Below are 17,566 nucleotides of genomic sequence, written 5' to 3'. Positions count from 1 at the left end.
GGGCTAGTTGCGTGGAGATGGACGGGATGTTCGACTGAGGCTCTCAGCTCGTGAACCTTCTTGGGCGGGCGTCAATCAGACTTCGCGTGTAGGGATTTTGCGATGTCGAGAACACCTCATCGCAAGAGCCGTGATCTTCTATTTTACCGTCCCTAAAGATGAACACGGACCGGCAAAGCTGTTGTACAACCGCAAGATCATGCGAGATGAACAACATCGAAAGGTTCTGGCTCCTCACGGTTTCCCTGAGCAATTCGATGATCTGGGCCTGTACCGAGACATCAAGTGCTGAAGTCGGTTCGTCGGCGACGATGATTTGCGGTCGGGCCAGAAGAGCCCTTGCGATGCAGACGCGCTGTTTCTGGCCGCCGGACAGTTGATGCGGATACCGGGCAACCAGGCTCGACGGAAGTCCGAGCTGTTCCATCATTGCGTCGAGCGCGCGCTCTTCACCGTCGTGTCTCGCACCCGTGCCAAAGCGAATGCTTTCGCGCAGGGTTTCACCGACGCGCATGGTCGGGTTCAACGAAACAGAAGGATCCTGAAAAATCATCTGCACTTTACCGATCAGGCCGCTGCGGTGTCCCGGCCGCGTCACATCGTAAGGGCGGTCCTCCAGTATCATCGTTCCTGTCGATGCCGTTTCCAGCCCCGCAATGATCCGGCCGAACGTCGTTTTTCCGCTGCCGCTTTCTCCAACTATGCCGGTGATCTCGCCACGTTCCAGAGTGAGGCTGATATCGTCCAGGGCGTATCGTGAGGATTCGCCCGCTTTGCCGATCAACGAAGACAGCCTGCTTGCAGAGAAAATCTTTCCAATGCGTTCGACCACAAGAGTTGGCGTGGAGACATCTGCTGAAGCGGGGGGAATGTCCGACTGTTCGCTACGGGCGCTTGTCTCGTCACCGTGCAGGGTGTGTAAACGTAATCGGGGAACCGCCGCCAAAAGATCGCGTGTATAGTCCTGGGCAGGATTCTCGATCACTCTGGCTGTGGCGTTTTCCTCAACGAGCTTTCCCTTCCGCATCACCAGGACACGATCGGTAACCTCAGCGACGACGCCCATGTCATGGGTGACAAGAATGATTGAAACGCCCGTGTCATCAACGAGAGTGCGCAACAGCGCCAGGATTTGCTTTTGCACAGTGGCATCCAGCGCGGAGGTCGGTTCGTCAGCGATGATGATGTCCGGCGACCCCGCCAAAACCATGGCAATCACCGCCCGCTGTCGCTGCCCGCCGGAAAACTGATGCGGGAAGTGACCGTAGCGGCGCTGCGGCTCGGGAATGCCAACTCGCTCAAGCAGTTCTAGCGAACGCAAGCGCGCGTCCCCGGCGGACAGGTCCGGGTTATGGGCCCGGACAGTCTCGGCAATTTGGGCGCCAACGCTCATCAGTGGATCGAGGGAGGCGGTGTGATCCTGAAACACTGCTGAAATCCGCCGACGCTTTCCCAATGCGTTTGGTTTCTCGAAACGATCGATGGGGAACCCATCAAGGGCAATCACTCCCGATACCTGCTCGATGTCAGGGGGAAGTAAGGCAAGTATGGCGTTTCCGATCGTTGATTTTCCGGCACCCGACTCCCCGATAATTCCCAGGATCTCCCCGCGTCCAAGTGTAAAGCTTATGTCGCTCAGGATTGTCGATGAGCCCGCGGGCGACCTATGACTGAGGCTAAGATTGGTGACGTCCAGCAGCGGCAAGGCATTGTTGTTCGTCACAGGTTTTGTTGATGCTGTCGCCAGGTTGTTCATCATGGCTTGCTCCTGGGGTCGATGCGCAGGCGAATGCCCTCGCCGGTAAAGTTGATAGCGGCGACCAAGCAGAACAGGGCGAGGCCGGGAAACAGGCTGATCCAATACTGGCCGGTCAAGAGATACTGAAATCCGTTGGCGACCATCGATCCAAGCGACGGTCTGTCCAGGGGCACCCCAAGGCCGAGAAAGGACAAAGTAGCTTCAAGTGCCACAGCATGACCCACTTCAATCGGAATGAGACTGACGGCCGGGGCAATACTATTTGGCAGCAGATGGCGGAATATCACCCTACGGGCAGGCAATCGCATCAGGCGTGCCGCGTCCATGTATGGCTTTTGCGCTTCACTAAGGGCGACCCCCCTCACCAGTCGTGCATAGGTAGCCCATTGGGCGATGACCAGCGCAAGAATGATGCGATCAACTCCCGGTCCAAGCGTGACGATGGCAATCAGCGCAATGAGGATTGTCGGAAGGCTAAGCTGCAGGTCGACAAGGCGCATGATCGCGGCGTCAACCCAGCCCCCGAAGTAGGCAGCGCTGACGCCCGCCGTCAGGCCGATCAGTGCAGCGAGGCCGGAACTGGTAAGGGACACAACGAGGCTGATGCGCAAACCATGAAGGATGGTACTGAAGATATCACGCCCGAGTCCGTCAGTACCGAGAAGGTACGTATAACCTCCACTGCCAACGGTGCCCGGAGGCGATGACGCCTCCCATCCAAAGATCTGGAGCGGATCGTAGGGGTTCTGGGACGCGATCAGTGGTGCTGCGAGCGCGGCCACAACGAAAGCGCCAAGGATAAACACCGACAGGCTGGCCGATGCATTTGAAAACGGCCGTCGTTCCGACGTTCCGGACCGCGTCCTGAGCGCTCGAAGAATAAGCGGTTTCATGATGTTCCCCTTTTTATGACGACAGCCGCACACGAGGGTCGACGATTGCGTAATAAAGATCGACGAGTGCGTTCAGCATCACAAAGCTCACTGCCGTAAAAGTGAGGCTTGCCATCACGACTGGCCGGTCCAGTAACTGGATAGAATCAATTAGGAGCTTGCCGATCCCAGGCCAGGCGAAGATGGATTCAACCACGACGGCAAATGCGAGCATCCCGCCGAATTGCAGGCCGATAATGGTGATCAGAGGCACGCTGATGTTGGGCAATGTGTGAGCAAACAGGATCCGTCTTGAAGAGAGACCTCTTGCCCTGCAAAAACGTGTAAACTCCTGCTGTTCGACCTCGATCGTGCCTGACCTTGTCAGCCGGGCAATCAGCGCGATGTTCGGAATGGCAAGCGCCAGCATCGGGAGGACCATGTGCCGCCATCCGTCCAAGGTCAGACAACTCCATTCACTTCCCGCGAGAATTGCCGTGGCACCTCTGCCGCCCGACGGGAACCAGCCCGTCAGAACCGCACCCGTCAGGATCAGCATCATGCTGAGCCAGAACGAGGGGATGCTAAGAGCAAACACGCTTCCGTTCAGGACCGTCCGGTCGAGCACCGTTCCTTTCTGTCGCCCGGCAACAAGGCCGAGGCCGATGCCAATGATCGCCGACAGAAGCATTGCGGCACATGCTAGTTCCAGCGTTGCCGGCAGTTTGCTGAGAATAAGGTCCAATGCGGGTCGATGGTAAATGTAGGACGTGCCGAAGTTGCCGCTGACGACATTTTTCAGGAACAATCCATATTGTTGCCATATCGGCAGGTCGAGCCCCAGCGCAACGGTCGCACGCCTGATATCCTCAGGCGTGGCAGTCTCAATGTTGACGACATTGAAGACGGGATTCCCCACGCTGTGGATGCCGATGAAGCCCACAAGCGACATAGCAAGGAGAAGGAGCAAAGCCTGGGAGAGCCTTGCACAAACTGTGGAAATGAGGCCCATGGGGCTTACTCCGTCGCCGCGATCGCCTGCATGGCGGTAGTCCATCCGCGCGGGTGCATCACGAAAGATCCGACTTTAGGGCCGTAACCGACGATATGGTGGAAGTGATAGAGTGGTATAATCGGCTGGTCCTTCAGCGCGAGCTCGGTTGCCTTTGCAAGTGCAGCATTCCGCTCTTCGCCCTCTTCAATGCCTTCAGCCTTTGCGAGAAGCGCATCAAAGGACGGGTTGCGATAATGCCCAAAGTTTAGTGCGCCCGAGCCTCTTTCTTTGTCCGGAGACGCAAGAAGGGCTTGAAGAATGACATCAACAGCTTCGCCAGACGTCCCGCCGTACCAGACTGCATACTCGCCAGTGGCGCGCTTGGTGTTGAACACCGAAAAAGGCGACGCCTGAGGCTGGACAGAGACGCCGATACGCGCCCAACTCTGCGCAACCGCCTGTAGGCTGTCACTATCGCCTGGGTAGCGGCCGGCGGGGCCAGCAAGAACCACATTGAAACCGTCCGGATATCCCGCGTTTGCAAGCAATGTCTTGGCCGCATCGTAATCAGGTGCTCGTGCCTTAAGATCGGGAGAGGTGCCCGGCAGCCCTTCTGGGAATACCTGCGACGCTGCTGTTCCGTATCCAGAGAGGATCTTTTCCGCGATGACACTGCGATCCGTGGCAAGCGCCAGAGCTTGTCTGACCCTTACGTCGCGAAAAGGGTTGGGGACCGGGGCTCCGGACTTGTCGGTAACGCCGGAAACCTTCTCCTTCTCGACATCGAACTGCAGGAAATTGATGCGAGCTGCACTGATGCTGGCGATTTTTGCGCCACGCTGCTTCAATGATTCGACGTCCCTTGCCGGGATTGAGTCTGCAACGTCCACATCACCGGATGACAAAGCCGCGACACGCGCTGCCGGGCTTTCCATCACCCTGAAAGTGACGGTTGGCCATGCGGGACGGCCACCCCAGTAGTCGTCGTTCCGTATTAATCGAAATGTCTCGCCGGAGCTCCAGCTGTCGAATTTGTAGGGACCGGTCCCGTTCGACGCTCTGCCGGAGTTGAGTTCCTCCGTTGTCTGAGACCCCTCCCCCGGCTTGTGCATGATGAAGACGGAAGACATCAGCAGAGGAAAATTGGGGATAGGATCATTCGTCTCGAAGGTGACCGTTAATGGGTTCGGAGCCGTCACGGATTTTATGCCTGTCACGTAGGAGCGGTATCCCCCGCTCGGTGATTGCAGAAAATGACGGATGCGATCGATGGAATAGACAACATCCTCGGCCGTAAAAGGCGATCCGTCGTGAAATCTTACGCCGTCACGCAGTTTGAATTCCCACTGCGTGTCAGAGGTCATCGACCACGAAACCGCAAGACCGGGCTTCAGCGCGAGTTTTTCATCCTGGTAAACCAGGCGCTCGTAGATATTCGACAGCAACGAGGTGTTCTCGTTGAGGTTTGCATAATGCGGGTCGAGCGTCATCAACTTGTAAGAGGTGGCGATGCGCAAGTCTGATTGGGCTTGAGCGTTTGCCGGCGTGAAAGGCGTAGTGAGAAGGGTGAATGATAAGACGGCTGCTTTTATTGCCATCGGTCGAAAAGCGGTGGCGAAATTGATCATGGAGTTCCCTTTTTTCTCGTTGGAGTTTGGACGGCCGGGCCCCCTGCTGCGGCGAGGCCGGAGCATGGCTCAGCAGTCAGAAGCGTGAATCGGAATTCCGACGGACCTCAGGGGCCGTCGGGTAAATGTAACGATGCTCGAATTTTAAAGGGGATCGGCCTTCCCCTTTTGATCGCGTGCCCTAGTTGGTTTGACAGGTGCAGTCATCTGGCGCGGCGACGGCTTGGGTTGGCCCATAATGTCCAACGAACGAGACGGATGACCCGAGCTAAAATCTGCTCTCGCGAAATTAGGCATAGTTCTGCTATTGTCGGAATCAGCCATGATCCGAGCTCCCTAACAGCTTGATTGTGGTCAGGTCGGGTATGGTGTTGACGCACCTGCCCGACCGATGAGCCGCAATTTTCCCTACAAAATGATAGAAGTCAATCAGAAAGTTTGCCTTGGATAGAAAACCTCTAATAACTAAGGAGCAGTGCCGTGGCGCACGGGCGATGCTGGGCTGGAGCCAAGGAGAACTGGCAAAAGCCGCTAGCGTTTCGAGGCAAACGGTCGCAGATTTCGAAAGAGGTGCTCACCTTCCGATCAGCAACAACATTGCGAGCCTTGTGAAAGCCTTCGAGCGCGAGGGGATTGAATTTATAGAAGAAAATGGCGGCGGAGTAGGTGTTCGCTTTAAGCGCCCGCGTTAATCGAACGACATAGCGATTGCGTACATCTTTCGAACGTCGACAGATTGCTTAGGGCGGAGCGGTCCCTATTTTGGTCCAACGCGAAGTTCTCGGGATCCCTGTTAGGAAAAGGTTTATGAGCCCCGCTCCCGCGATAGGAGGCAGCGAAGCTGCATACGGGTCTGGGATATCGTAACTGGTGATTACGGAATCCCACAGGAAGATCCTGCAGCGGTCCATTTGCTAAGAACGGATCTTTCCGGCGTCGCGCTGATTGCGACCAACTGCACCATCGTTGACCTCAGGAGCTGGGGTCTATCGGTAGATCGTACCGCTTGGGAAGTGATGTGAAGGACGCGATCGCGCGTTTAATTTTTAACTGCCATGGGTCTCCGGCAGGAAGATGAGAGCGAACTGATCACCTTCGACTTCTCGCGCCAGGGCGAGGCAGATGTATTCGGCAAAGCGCCTTGCACCCTCACCGACGGCACTGCAGCTTGTTCAGGATGGTGAAGCCATTCAATTATGCTTATCGTCGCCGATGCGTGATAAGCTCATTACGTTTGCGATGCGGCGCCAACCGCGCGCTGGGCAGTCATGTGATGCTTTGATTAATCCTCGCGGTAATGGCATCGCCATGCTGTAATCGCATGTTGGGCGATCAACGGACTGCTAGCGACGATCGATTGAGAGCGTCCAGAACCTTCAGCTTTTCAGTAAATCAGGCGTGTTGCGGACAACGTGTCGGCATCGACATTCAGTCGTTTGACCATGAGGATTTCATTAAATTCGACGCCGTCCTCAATGTATCCTTGCGGCACTTTCCCAATCTGCATGAAGCCAGCGCGGCGGTAGAACCTTATCGTCCCAGCACGGTCCTCCCTCACCCCCAACTCGATCTGTTTTATCCCCTGTTGCTCGGCAAATTGCACGACTTTGCATAGAAGCGCGCCTCCAAGGCCGGTCCCCCGAAATCCCTCGTTTACATAGACCATTTCAAGTTTTGCGCGGTGCTTCATCTTTGGCGGTTGCAGCTGCTTCAGCGCCATCAGACCAACTGGTTGTTTCTCCGCAAACGCAACAAAAATTGGAACAGTCATCCGCTTGCGCCATTCCGCATCCGGGAACCCATCCCAATCTTCGTATCGACTTGCGAAGGCGTTTGGCTCGTTTTTCAATGCGTCCAGTCGGATCTGGCGAAACAGATCCACTTCTCCATCTGAAATTTTCCGGATCTGCCATCCCGTCCCTGGCATCAAGGCTCCTCGCTTGACCACTGTTTACGACCATGCCCACGCAGGCGAGGCGGCCTTGATCCTTCGACTTGATAGATGGCCACAGATCTCTCGCCAGATCGGATCGCCGGTAAAGAAAGCAAGATTGCCTGCAGCCCTTTCCAGTGGCAACTCACCGTAGGCCGCAGCTACAGCGAGCCAATGTCCTGCCTCTTCAGTTTCCTGAAGCGGAAAAGCGTTTGCTGGCCGAAGAACACGGTGGCCCCACATGCCGCCGTGCCGCTCTTCACGCATCGCAGCCAGAAGTGCTCGGTCCTTGTCCCTATCAAGTGCGGTAGCAACGACGTATCGCATCAGCGGATGATAGATAGTCTGCCGGCTGCCTCCAAGTAGCCTGACGCCCGGCAGGATCGACGTGACCAATGCGACCATCAGCAAATTCGGAACCAGCTCGCGCTGGCGTAATGATCTTGCGAGATGCGCAGGGGTAAGCTGGACGCGGAAGCTTGACCGAGCTGAAGCAATCAGAACACCGCGATCAAGATGAAGCGGAAAGATCCGGCCGTCCGCCATTCCCCAGAAGAAGTCAGTCGTTCGCCTGATCCACCCTGCCCACGGACCCGCATTGAGTGCATCAATCGTCGCGAGCATCTTCTCCCCAGCATAACCTTCACCTGTGAAGCGCCTTGAGAGCCACGAATCCGGGTCCTCGAAGTGATCGGCGATAAGGTCTCCCACATCCGCATCGTTGAATTGGAGCAGTTGGAGTGACGACGGGAATGACTTCTGCCACAGCGCATGATTGGCGGCGATGATCGCGTCGGCAGCCGTTGCGAACGCGGCTCCGGGAAGCTGGTTTATCAGCCACGCGGCGTTCTTATTTGTGGGCGATACGGCGTTGCTTGAGAGATCGAAATGATAGGGGCCATTGCGTCCACAAAGACTCGTTGAAGACATGCGCCGTTTCGATAAACCGAAGACGTTCAGGAGTTCACCACCGACGTTGAGCCAGCCGGGGCCTTTGCCCGGTCTTTCCGTAAATTTGACCGTTGAGCAGCCGAAGTAGAGATGCCACCGACGTTTGTGGGAACTCAAACCCAGCGCGCTGAAGAGATGCGTATAAAATGCCTCAGGATCGACGATCAAGAAACAATGGGGGCCAGTTTGCAAGATCGGCATCTCTGATACCTGCCGGGCAGCGTCTAGGGCGTGGTCCTCATCGGCGCCAGAGCGAATTGCCACGTTGCGGACAAGCTGCTGCAACCGCCCCATTGCATCGTTGCGAACGGAACTTTGTCCTCGGCGCACGTCGTCATAGACCGCATGGGCGTACTCGAGGAGCGGACGCTGCCAGAACCGTTCAAGCTCGGGCATCAGAAGCGTGAGCGCCTGTCTGACCTGTGATGCGGAAATCCGGGGTTCGAAGCTGGCGCTCATCAGCTCAGTTCCCGCCCGGTCGAAGAAATTGAGGTTCCGTCCGCCTCACCGACTGCGAAGCTCGCCATATAATGGTCTGGGGGAGCGGAGCGTGAGTGTCGTCCACGATCGTTACTGGAAGCGGCTCGTCGCAAAAGTCTGCGGGTATCGCTGGGGGCAGAAGTAGCGAAACGAAATCGAGCAAGGAGCGTCGGGAATTCGACGAGATGATCGTGTAAAAGTTGCCGCTGTTCCAAGTCACTACGCTGTAGCAAAAAGATTGGCCAAGGGCCGAGGTGGTCGTTGCCATATCGACTTGGAAGTCCACCATCGTATTAAGGATTTCGCGCTTCTTTTCGACAATTTGGTCTCGTGCAAAATAACGGGATTTGAATATCTCGTCCTTTCGGCGCTCACGTTCTGCATACACCGCCGGATCGGAATTTAGCAACTTCTGCACCTGCACCAGCACGCCAGTCGGCTTGAGCAGGCGGGCAACAAATCGAACCTGATTATCCCGGTCGCTCCCATACATCTGGAACGTGGTGTCCTCGATCAGCACATCAAACCCTAGTCGAAATGGCTCAAGATTCTCATCAGTAGCTATGCGCTCCGGTTCCAGTTCGAAAAATGGTCCCTCGAAAAATTGCGCATACTCGCTGCCACGGTTTTCGTAGAAGCAAACGCGGTTCGCAACGGTCGGACTGCAGTTCAGCGTGTTGATGCGCCCATCGCCAAGTTTCGCAAGCGAACGCGAAAGACTGCCAGCGCCGGCGCCCAGGGTGTACAATGCCGCGGGTCGGTCCTCTTCCGCCCAGACCCTCAAACAGAACCGGAATGCTGCAGCGGCGATACGGCACTCTTCCTCTAGCCGATAGGGGATGCTTGCGAAGTAATGGTTTTCGAACTTTCCCCACAGGCGCCTATGCGTATCAGCGTAAGTCATACAGTCCAGGTCAAACTGCAGAAGTTCGGCCGAAGCGATTGGCGCGCCAAAGTCGGGAGTGCCCGCCAACCCGCTGGCAGTTTTCTCGAAAAAGTCGGCGAACTCGTTCAGTCTAGGTGCACGTCGCCACGTGTCTTTGACGGTGTCATCCATGTCTCGGTCCTTCCCCGCGCCAAAAAGAGTCGCACGTTCGGGTTAGCCAGCAGAAGGAAGCTGCTCGCATCCGGGACGAGATGCGCGATCCCGGTTCCCCGACAATGGCGTTAGGATCACGAGTGGTGCAATCTGTTGATTTCGATAGATTGACGGTTGGCGGGAGGGCTTGTTGTCGACGTAAGCTGCGTCCTCAAGTAGGGCCACAACTGCTATGACGGCCGGTCCGAAACCGAAGCCAACGTTGGATCTGTAGTTCACACTTCTATGAGTTCTAGAAAGCTCGCGCGCGCAATCGCCTGATAGGCCGTCCTGGATTCCAGCTTCTTCCTCGCACTGCCAAGGTAGAGACGAACAGCGCTTTCGGACAGGTCCAGTTGCCGCGCAATTCTCTTCGGTACAAAGCCCCTTCCGACGAGTTGAAGACATTCGTGCTCGCGTCTTGAAAGTGGCCTGTAGCGACTGCTGCGGAAACCTGTGATGATTAGAAATTTCTCGTGCATGTAGTGCGAAAGAAGCATCAGATCGTGATCTGTGGATTTGCGGAGCGCCCGCCAGTCGGACGGTGAAGCACTCGAGGTCGCTGAGAAAATGCTTCGTTCCCCTAAGGGGCCTCGTACAGGCATAGTAACACCGTTGGGGCCTACACCAAGCGCGGCCGCTTCGATGAACATATCACGAGCTTCCGTTGAGGACGTTTCAAACGACGACCAGTCAACGGGTAAAAAACCGGTCCTGCGGGTCGCAATAGCAGGATCTATCATGAAATAATCTCGGTCGATGTACCGTGCTACCCATTCCCGGGGATATGTCGTGCAAAACGCCATATGAGCTCGTTGGCCGATTGAAACGCCTACTGAGAGAAACGCCATATGAGCAAATCCGTAGAGGTCCCGGATCGCGCCAACTGCATGGTCGAGGTCACCTTTGCTCGCGGCACCTTTTATTCTAGCGATCGACAATGGCAGTTTCTGCATTGAGGCTGACCTCGTTTTGGTATCGGTCATTGGCGCGAGGTTTCGCAGGCAGCGGTGGACCGGCGCTTTGAAAACAACAGAAGACGCGAAGATCCGCCTGTAGCGCAATTGGTGAATTCGACAAAATCCCATTCCGGGCTGCTTAATCGGCTTTCACCAATGCAGTGGCTGCGAGGCTGGCCGAGCCGTTATCGAGTGCGACCGGCCCAAATTACGCCGGCTGGGAAACAAATGATCTCCATCATTTCCGGGTCGTACGCAGCAGCTCGGTTGGGTCGATATTGAGCGCCTCTGAGATCTTGCCGAGAACGGTGACACTTGCAGACTTGTCGGCGCGCTCGATCGACCCGACATAGCGGGCGCTTATGCCAGACATATACGCGAGTTCTTCCTGCGTTATTTGACGCTCATGTCGGATTCGACGCAGATTGATCGCCATGACTTCCTTGAGATCCATACCATCAGCGGAAGCCCCAATCGGAACGATCGTTCTAGGAACGATAGTTCCGATTCGTGCGCCGGTGTGGTATGACGCTCTGGGCGCATAAAACGATTTCGACTTCGGACATCCTTTTCGTTTTGGAATTGGTGAACTCGCCTGCCTGATTTGTGACATGTCTCTGATATAAATATGCCTCTGAAATGGGAGGAGGATCGGGTGCCTGAGAAATGCTTGCCGAGAGACCAGACATTAGACAAAGCACAGCTTGAACAACTCGCCGTGTCAGCTATGAAAGAGCATCGGGCGTTGCTTGCTTCTGATCAGCTCGTCTACGAGGAGTGGACACGTGCGAGCGAGGACCCATCGGTTCCCCCTTTCGTCCAGCAGTCGTTGCAGGAAGAATATCTGTCTCGCCAGAGGCGCTCTGAAGCTCAGCAGGAGAGGCTATCTGATTTAATCGAGGCTCTTGGTTTCGTCCCGGCCCTCCCCGAAGCCAAAACGCAGACGTCAGATTAATCGCCGATCTTTGGCAATTGCAATTAGCTGCGACAATGTCCGGGCGTTGAGCTTCTCGCGCGCACTATCGAGATAGTGCTGGACTGTCCGCGGATTAATTCCGGTCAACATCGCAGTTTCTGGCGCTTTTTTTCCTTTTGCCGCCCACATCAGGCAGACGTGTTCTCTTGGAGACAACATCCTTGTCGGCGCGATTATCGTTTTGCCAGCCACGATCTTCCAGCTGTAGTGAACGGCCAGAACCGCTTTTATGGCGATTTGTGAGTCAAGATGCCTTTCTGGATCCGCCCTCTTCCGCGATGATGCCAAGGTCAGCATCAGCATTGAGCCGAAGCTGCCTTCGACAGGAATAGTCACGCCGCTTCGGATCTGATGATCGATCGCTTCGTCACGAAATCGGCGCAAAGGCGAGGAGCCTCTGGCGGGCCAATCCTCGGCACACCAAGCAAACGGTTCGCGTCGCCGCTTTGCTTCGGTGACGACGGGATCAATAAGTGAATAATCACCGTGAAGATATATCTCCTGCCAGGCCTTCGGGTACGAATGGAATGTTCGTACGTCTGTGCCCTCGGTTTGCAGGTACGCAAAGCGCTCGTAGCCGCAGGATCTTGCAAATGCTTTGACCGCGCTCAGGGTCATATGCTCGTCGGCAGCAGCGTCTAGCATGTCAACTAGTGAGCGGAGACTTTGTTTCACAGTTCACCCCTATCTACTCCTCCCTTTTTAAAAAAGTATCTGCGTTGTATTTCAAGCTCGTCGGCCGATGCGTCGGGAGGGAGCCGCGAATGGCCACAACTGGTTCCGGTTCAGTCGTGACGACGCCTGATTGAAAGCCAGACTGTTGCTAAACCTTGCTAAAGTAGCAACTGGAGAGTGTAGCCCTGCCCTTGCCGGCCCGTCGACGCAGCAACTATATGTTGATCTATGAGCAATTTGAACCCGTAGCTCGGCCAAATTCCGATAGCCGGCTCGAGGCCGAGATCTCTCAAGAAGCTTTTCGCCGCGACATGTCTAAAGCTCCTAAAAGGGTTTCACCAAGCTGGATCGGAGGCATATACTGCCTTTCGACCTCTTCAGACCGGATCTGTCAATGCCGGTTCCGTTAAGAGCGACGACTGCTACCTAGCCGTAAATCCCAAGTCCCCTTCAACTATCTTCATTGCCAGTCCGCCGTCAGGATCGAGCAGTAGCTCCGCCATCGAGCCTTCTGTGAGCAGATCAGGTCGTCTGCGCCGCGGTAACTTTTCTGATAAGCCAAGCATGGACAAGGGAGATGTCATAGGCAGTTCCTTCGGATACATTGAGGACTCACGTTGATCGTCGAGGAGTAATTTGCTGGCTGAAGCCTTTCGAAGATCAAGGAGGAGACCGGAAGGATACCAGCGACAGCTGTTGTGGTGCCGATTTTCCTAGCGGGTCCAATGCGTTCCAACGGCCAGCCAACACGCGAGAGGATGCGTTCGAAGCGCAGATCTGTCACGGTTACGATCTCGGTATAACCTTTGAGCAAGCACCATTCGACGATCCCAGCAAACATGGCTAGCGTCGCCTGGTGAACCCCGCTTGACCGCCCGGTCGCTTCTTGAGACGTATCTACGCAGAAGCGGGAACTTTCGATCATGGTATCGTGCGAGCGCAGATTTCCGTCTGGCAGAAGGGATGAGAAAACATCGCCAACCATCGTTGGGCCGACTGCCGGAAGGAGGCGCGCGCAGCCAAGCACGCGATCTTGCTTGGAGACTGCGAGAATGTATGTTGGACCCAGGTCGTCAAAAACGTCGCGCTCCTTTCCGCCGTCGACGTCTACGTCCCAGCCCAGGCGTCCTGAAAATACCCTCGCACGAAGTTTATGGTGGTCTTCCAGTAGTTTTTCCTCGACGGCGTTGCGAGGTGTAGCGATAGCCATGATGTGCATGAAGTTCCCCTTTTTTTCTTGGGACGGGAATCAGCACATTCGTGAATCGGGCGTCAGTTGTTGAATCCTACAAATCCAGCTTCTTTTAAGCTGGGACCTTTGGCATTTGGATAGCCATCTGGAGGCATTACCAGATTGGCAGGTTTGCGTAGTTGACCCCAGAACAAACGGAGATCACGTTCGAGCGCGTTACACTGTATGACCTTGAAAGAAAAGTAAAATATCGCAGAATTTGCACAACCGAGCCTCAGGACACGGTGGGGTGCGTTAATGACTCGTTAACTGTTAGTCTCTGGACGGGACGCGAGAATCGTGTTGTATCTTTGGCGGGCTTTAGGCGGCAAACCGAACTTTGGCCGCCAAGGGGGCGACATGGCGATATCACATAAGATTGAAGCAGCACCTGCTAAGAAGGAAGATGCAGGCGGCAAGATTGCCCGTCACGCGAGCCTTTTGTCTCAGCAATTGCAGGAATTGCGCACGCGCATGTATCCGCCAAAGTCGGAGAAAAGCCTGCGGCCTTTCCTCACGAATGAAGTTTCCAAGCTTACTTCCATACCCGATTCTACTCTGAAACTTATGTCGAGCGAAGGTCGCGGGCCGATCCCTGGACGGCTCGAAAACAACCACCGGGTCTACACACTGGCCCAGATCAACGAGTTACGCGAGCTTTTCGCAAGCCAGAAGCCGACAGATGCCTTGCGGTTTTTGCCTCGTCGGCGCGAGGGCGAGCACCTTCAGGTGGTGGCAATTGCGAACTTCAAGGGAGGCAGTGCCAAGACCACGACCTGCGTCCACCTTGCTCACTATCTCGCCTTGCAGGGCTATCGTGTCCTTGCACTGGACCTCGATCCACAGGCTTCACTTTCTGCTCTCTTTGGTGCACAGCCTGAATTTGACGTAGGCGCCAACGAGACTATCTACGCGGCGTTGCGTTATGATGATGCAGAGCGTCGGCCGATCCGCGAGATTATACGTAAGACCTATTTTGATGGTATCGACCTGATACCGGGCAACCTTGAGGTCATGGAATATGAGCACGAGACGCCGAGGGTTCTGGCTCAGAAATCCGGTTCAGGGGCAATTTTCTTCGAGCGCTTGAAACTGGCGTTGGCCGAGGTTGATCAGGACTACGACGTCGTTATTCTCGATACCCCGCCTTCTCTGGGATTCCTGACGCTCAGCGCAATCTACGCCGCCACCAGCATGATTATCACCGTCCATCCGGCGATGCTTGATGTGGCTTCTATGAGCCAGTTCCTTTTGATGATGGGAGACCTGATCAGCGTCCTAAACGAAAACGGGGCACAGCTCGATCAGGATTTCATCCGCTATCTGGTCACTCGTCACGATCCCAATGATGCACCGCAGTCGCAGGTCGTTGCTATGATGCGTCACCTGTTTGGTTCAGACGTGCTTCTTCCGACCCTGATCGAAAGCACTGCGGTAGAGGCAGCAGGGCTCGCGAAACGCTCCATCTACGAGCTTGAGATGGGGCAGATTGGGCGAGATACGCATAAGCGTGCTCGTGAGGCGGTCGATGCCGTCAATGAAGCAATCGTGAAACTCATCAACAATAGCTGGGGGCGCACATGACCTCGAAGTCATCGCGTAAGTCCATCGTTGCCAATTTTGGATTGCTGTCCGCTGAGTTGGAAAACCGGCTGTCGACGAACGGTACTGATGCGCCGCAGTCACCGGCCGCACCGGCGCCCGTTCGCGTTGGTGCCGGCGTTATCGGCGCGGCCCACCGGGCAATTGATGACATCAAATCCGAGCGCGACCGTCTGAAAGCGCTTTTGGAGTCAGGTGGCGGCGCCATCCGCGAAATCGATCCTTCCATGATCGACCCGTCGCCGTTTCCCGATCGTCTACCAGATGATGACGCGTCGGATTTCGAGACGTTTCGCAACTCGGTCAGAGCCGAAGGTCAGAAGGTCCCGATCCAGGTCCGCCGGTCGCCTTCGTCTCCAGATAGATATCAGGTTATCTATGGCCATCGCCGTCTACGTGCGGCCAAGGAACTCGGAATTCCGGTCAAGGCGATCGAAGTCGAAATCTCCGATGTCGAACTGGTTATCTCGCAAGGTATCGAGAATGCCGACCGGCAGGATTTGACTTGGATCGAGCGCGCGTTGTTTGCTTCTCGTATGGATGGCGCAAACGTCAAGCCTCGCGATATCAAAGCCGCGCTATCCATCGATGATCCCGAACTTGCAAGAATGCGCGCGGTTTATCGCACGGTTCCGCTAGACGTCATCGAAGCCATCGGTCGAGCTCCGAAGGTTGGACGTCCAAGGTGGGCTGAGTTTGCCAAAGTCTTTTCTGAGCAAGCCGGGCTGCATGATCAACTACGCTCAGCGATTTCCGAAGCAACAGCAAAGCGCCAGGCTTCTAATCAGAAGTTCCTAGCGGCTTTCAATGCACTGCGGACATCGCAGCCGGCTCAAAGCAACGGCACCACGATTGCAGACCCTGCTGGGCAAGAGCTCGGTAGGTTCGTGCGGACAAAAAAAGATATGCGTATCTCAGCCAGCACCACTGTCGGCGCAGAATTCCTCTCGTTTATCGAGGCGATGCTGCCCGAGCTGGCGGAGCGCTTCGAGCGTGAGCGATCGAAAGACTAATCTGGTTGCAAGCCAACCGAGAAACTGACTTCAAAAGAAGGAAAACGCGCAAAAGAAAAAGGCCCCCGAAACGTTGCCGTCATGGAAGCCCTTCTCGATGTGTGACAACGAGAGAATCGCATTTCCCTGAATCCCAGTCAAGAGTATTCGGCACCGTTTTGGTGAGCGTTCTTCTTTTGCCTTTTTGATGGGGCAAGGACATGGAAGACGGACAGGTATCGACGCCTTTCGGGCGGCGACCGGTAACGCTTGCGCTTGTGAAGCGGCAGATAGCCACGACGAAAATGAAGCAGGGCAAAACAGCCGACAAATGGAAGGTCTTCCGCGACGCGTCTGAAGCGCGTGAAACACTCGGGTTACAGGATCGCAGCCTCGCGGTCCTTGACGCGCTGCTGAGCTTTTATCCCGAAAACGAATTGCGCCAGGATGCCCAACTGGTCGTGTTCCCATCAAACATCCAACTGTCCATTCGTGCTCATGGCATTGCAGGTGCAACACTGCGCCGGCATCTGGCTCTTCTTGTCGAAGCGGGGCTGATCATTCGCAAGGACAGCGCAAACGGCAAGCGTTACGCGCGCAAGGACGAAGATGGTTCGATAGAGCACGCCTTCGGTTTCGATATTTCGCCGCTTTTGACGCGCGCGGAAGAACTCGCTTTGCTCGCTCAGCAGGTGGCTGCGGAGCGGTTAGCGTTTCGTCGAGAAAAAGAGGCCCTGACAATTTGTAGGCGCGACATTCGCAAGCTGATAACAGCCGCCTTTGAAGAGGGTTCGCCTGGTGACTGGGTTCAGATGGAAGAGCGCTATCTTGACGTTGTCAGACGGATTTCACGCAATCCTACCCTCAACGACTTGAGGAATATTGCCGCGGAGATGAGCGTTCTACGCCAGGACGTGCTCAAGCTCCTGAATTTCGAGGATATTTCTGCAAATACGAGCACCAATGATGCTCATAATGAGCGTCACATACAGAATTCAAACACCAACGCCCTTAATGAACTTGAACCTAGCTCCGAAAAAGAGCAGGGAGCGAAGCCGAGCGAGAAGAAGCAGGCCAAGAGTGTGCCGATCAAGGCGTTTCCTATCAGACTTGTACTTCGGGCTTGCCCTGAAATTTCCAACTACGGTCCCGATGGCCGGATCAGTAACTGGCGCGAGCTTATGACGGCCGCGGTCGTGGTGCGATCGATGCTGGGTGTCAGCCCCTCCGCGTATCAGGAGGCGTGTGAGGCGATGGGCCCGGAAAATGCGGCGGTAACGATCGCCTGTATTCTTGAGCGCGGCGGTCACATCAATTCGCCTGGCGGATATTTGCGAGATCTCACCAATAGGTCGAAGCGTGGCGAATTTTCGCTAGGGCCTGTACTCATGGCGTTGTTGCGTGCGGCGGGGCAGTCGGACAAGGCAACGGGATGA

At 55.6% G+C, this 17,566-nt stretch carries 16 protein-coding genes; 5 read left to right on the top strand and 11 right to left on the bottom strand.

Translation table 11 applies throughout. The annotated features are described in order from the left end of the window. Nucleotides 1-43 precede the first annotated feature (43 nt). From QE435_RS24110 to QE435_RS24095, 4 genes are read right to left on the bottom strand one after another with little or no spacing between them, the layout of a single operon-like run. Nucleotides 44-1,759, bottom strand: coding sequence for an ABC transporter ATP-binding protein (locus QE435_RS24110; protein WP_349043049.1), 1,716 nt, complete (start codon nt 1,757-1,759; stop codon nt 44-46). Then, nucleotides 1,756-2,652 carry an ABC transporter permease gene (locus tag QE435_RS24105; RefSeq protein WP_349043048.1) on the bottom strand — a complete coding sequence of 299 codons (897 nt, stop codon included), beginning with the start codon at nt 2,650-2,652 and terminating at the stop codon, nt 1,756-1,758. The genes QE435_RS24110 and QE435_RS24105 overlap by 4 nt, the downstream gene beginning before the upstream one ends. Nucleotides 2,653-2,665: 13 nt before the next feature. Continuing rightward, complete coding sequence (locus QE435_RS24100; protein WP_349043047.1) at nt 2,666-3,643, bottom strand: ABC transporter permease; 978 nt, start codon at nt 3,641-3,643, stop codon at nt 2,666-2,668. A 5-nt stretch (nt 3,644-3,648) separates the two neighbouring features. Continuing rightward, nucleotides 3,649-5,250 (bottom strand): ABC transporter substrate-binding protein, encoded by a 1,602-nt coding sequence (locus tag QE435_RS24095; RefSeq protein WP_349043205.1) that lies wholly within the window; start codon nt 5,248-5,250, stop codon nt 3,649-3,651. A 497-nt stretch (nt 5,251-5,747) separates the two neighbouring features. Here QE435_RS24095 and QE435_RS24090 point away from each other — a divergent pair, with 497 nt between their 5' ends. Then, a complete protein-coding gene (locus QE435_RS24090) occupies nt 5,748-5,945 on the top strand; it encodes a helix-turn-helix transcriptional regulator (RefSeq protein WP_349043046.1) in 198 nt (65 codons plus the stop codon). Between the two features lie 692 nt (nt 5,946-6,637). On the opposite strand, the gene QE435_RS24085 is transcribed toward QE435_RS24090, so the two are convergent. The 5 genes from QE435_RS24085 to QE435_RS24065 all read right to left on the bottom strand — a co-directional run bounded on the left by QE435_RS24085 (nt 6,638) and on the right by QE435_RS24065 (nt 11,108). After that, the gene (locus tag QE435_RS24085) at nt 6,638-7,180 is read right to left on the bottom strand and encodes a GNAT family N-acetyltransferase (protein ID WP_349043045.1); all 543 of its coding nucleotides are present in this window, start codon (nt 7,178-7,180) and stop codon (nt 6,638-6,640) included. 24 nt (nt 7,181-7,204) lie between these two features. Beyond that, complete coding sequence (locus QE435_RS24080) at nt 7,205-8,596, bottom strand: hypothetical protein (protein ID WP_349043044.1); 1,392 nt, start codon at nt 8,594-8,596, stop codon at nt 7,205-7,207. 4 nt (nt 8,597-8,600) lie between these two features. Beyond that, nucleotides 8,601-9,674: a class I SAM-dependent methyltransferase gene (locus tag QE435_RS24075; RefSeq protein ID WP_349043043.1), complete on the bottom strand. Its 1,074-nt coding sequence runs from the start codon at nt 9,672-9,674 to the stop codon at nt 8,601-8,603. Nucleotides 9,675-9,931: 257 nt separating this feature from the next. Further along, the gene (locus QE435_RS24070) at nt 9,932-10,681 is read right to left on the bottom strand and encodes a LuxR family transcriptional regulator (RefSeq protein WP_349043042.1); all 750 of its coding nucleotides are present in this window, start codon (nt 10,679-10,681) and stop codon (nt 9,932-9,934) included. 211 nt (nt 10,682-10,892) lie between these two features. Next, complete coding sequence (locus QE435_RS24065; protein WP_349043041.1) at nt 10,893-11,108, bottom strand: helix-turn-helix transcriptional regulator; 216 nt, start codon at nt 11,106-11,108, stop codon at nt 10,893-10,895. A gap of 174 nt (nt 11,109-11,282) precedes the next feature. Here QE435_RS24065 and QE435_RS24060 point away from each other — a divergent pair, with 174 nt between their 5' ends. Beyond that, a complete protein-coding gene (locus tag QE435_RS24060) occupies nt 11,283-11,609 on the top strand; it encodes a transcriptional repressor TraM (protein WP_349043040.1) in 327 nt (108 codons plus the stop codon). On the opposite strand, the gene QE435_RS24055 is transcribed toward QE435_RS24060, so the two are convergent. Both QE435_RS24055 and traI read right to left on the bottom strand, forming a co-directional pair. Next, the gene (locus tag QE435_RS24055; protein WP_349043039.1) at nt 11,601-12,305 is read right to left on the bottom strand and encodes an autoinducer binding domain-containing protein; all 705 of its coding nucleotides are present in this window, start codon (nt 12,303-12,305) and stop codon (nt 11,601-11,603) included. The genes QE435_RS24060 and QE435_RS24055 overlap by 9 nt on opposite strands. Before the next feature lie 580 nt (nt 12,306-12,885). Continuing rightward, complete coding sequence (gene traI, locus QE435_RS24050) at nt 12,886-13,524, bottom strand: acyl-homoserine-lactone synthase TraI (protein ID WP_349043038.1); 639 nt, start codon at nt 13,522-13,524, stop codon at nt 12,886-12,888. A gap of 372 nt (nt 13,525-13,896) precedes the next feature. Between traI and repA the strand changes: the two genes are divergently transcribed. From repA to repC, 3 genes are all read left to right on the top strand, one after another. Next, entirely contained in the window at nt 13,897-15,120 is a 1,224-nt protein-coding gene (gene repA, locus QE435_RS24045; protein WP_349043037.1) for a plasmid partitioning protein RepA, read from the top strand. Then, nucleotides 15,117-16,151, top strand: coding sequence for a plasmid partitioning protein RepB (gene repB / locus QE435_RS24040; protein WP_349043036.1), 1,035 nt, complete (start codon nt 15,117-15,119; stop codon nt 16,149-16,151). The genes repA and repB overlap by 4 nt, the downstream gene beginning before the upstream one ends. A gap of 200 nt (nt 16,152-16,351) precedes the next feature. Beyond that, on the top strand, nt 16,352-17,566 hold the full coding sequence (gene repC / locus QE435_RS24035) for a plasmid replication protein RepC (RefSeq protein WP_349043035.1): 1,215 nt from the start codon (nt 16,352-16,354) through the stop codon (nt 17,564-17,566).

The organism is Agrobacterium sp. SORGH_AS 787 (assembly GCF_030819035.1).
GTDB lineage: Bacteria > Pseudomonadota > Alphaproteobacteria > Rhizobiales > Rhizobiaceae > Agrobacterium > Agrobacterium larrymoorei_B.
The sequence above is the reverse complement of the archived record's forward strand: the minus strand, read 5'-3'. Positions and strand labels throughout refer to the sequence as shown.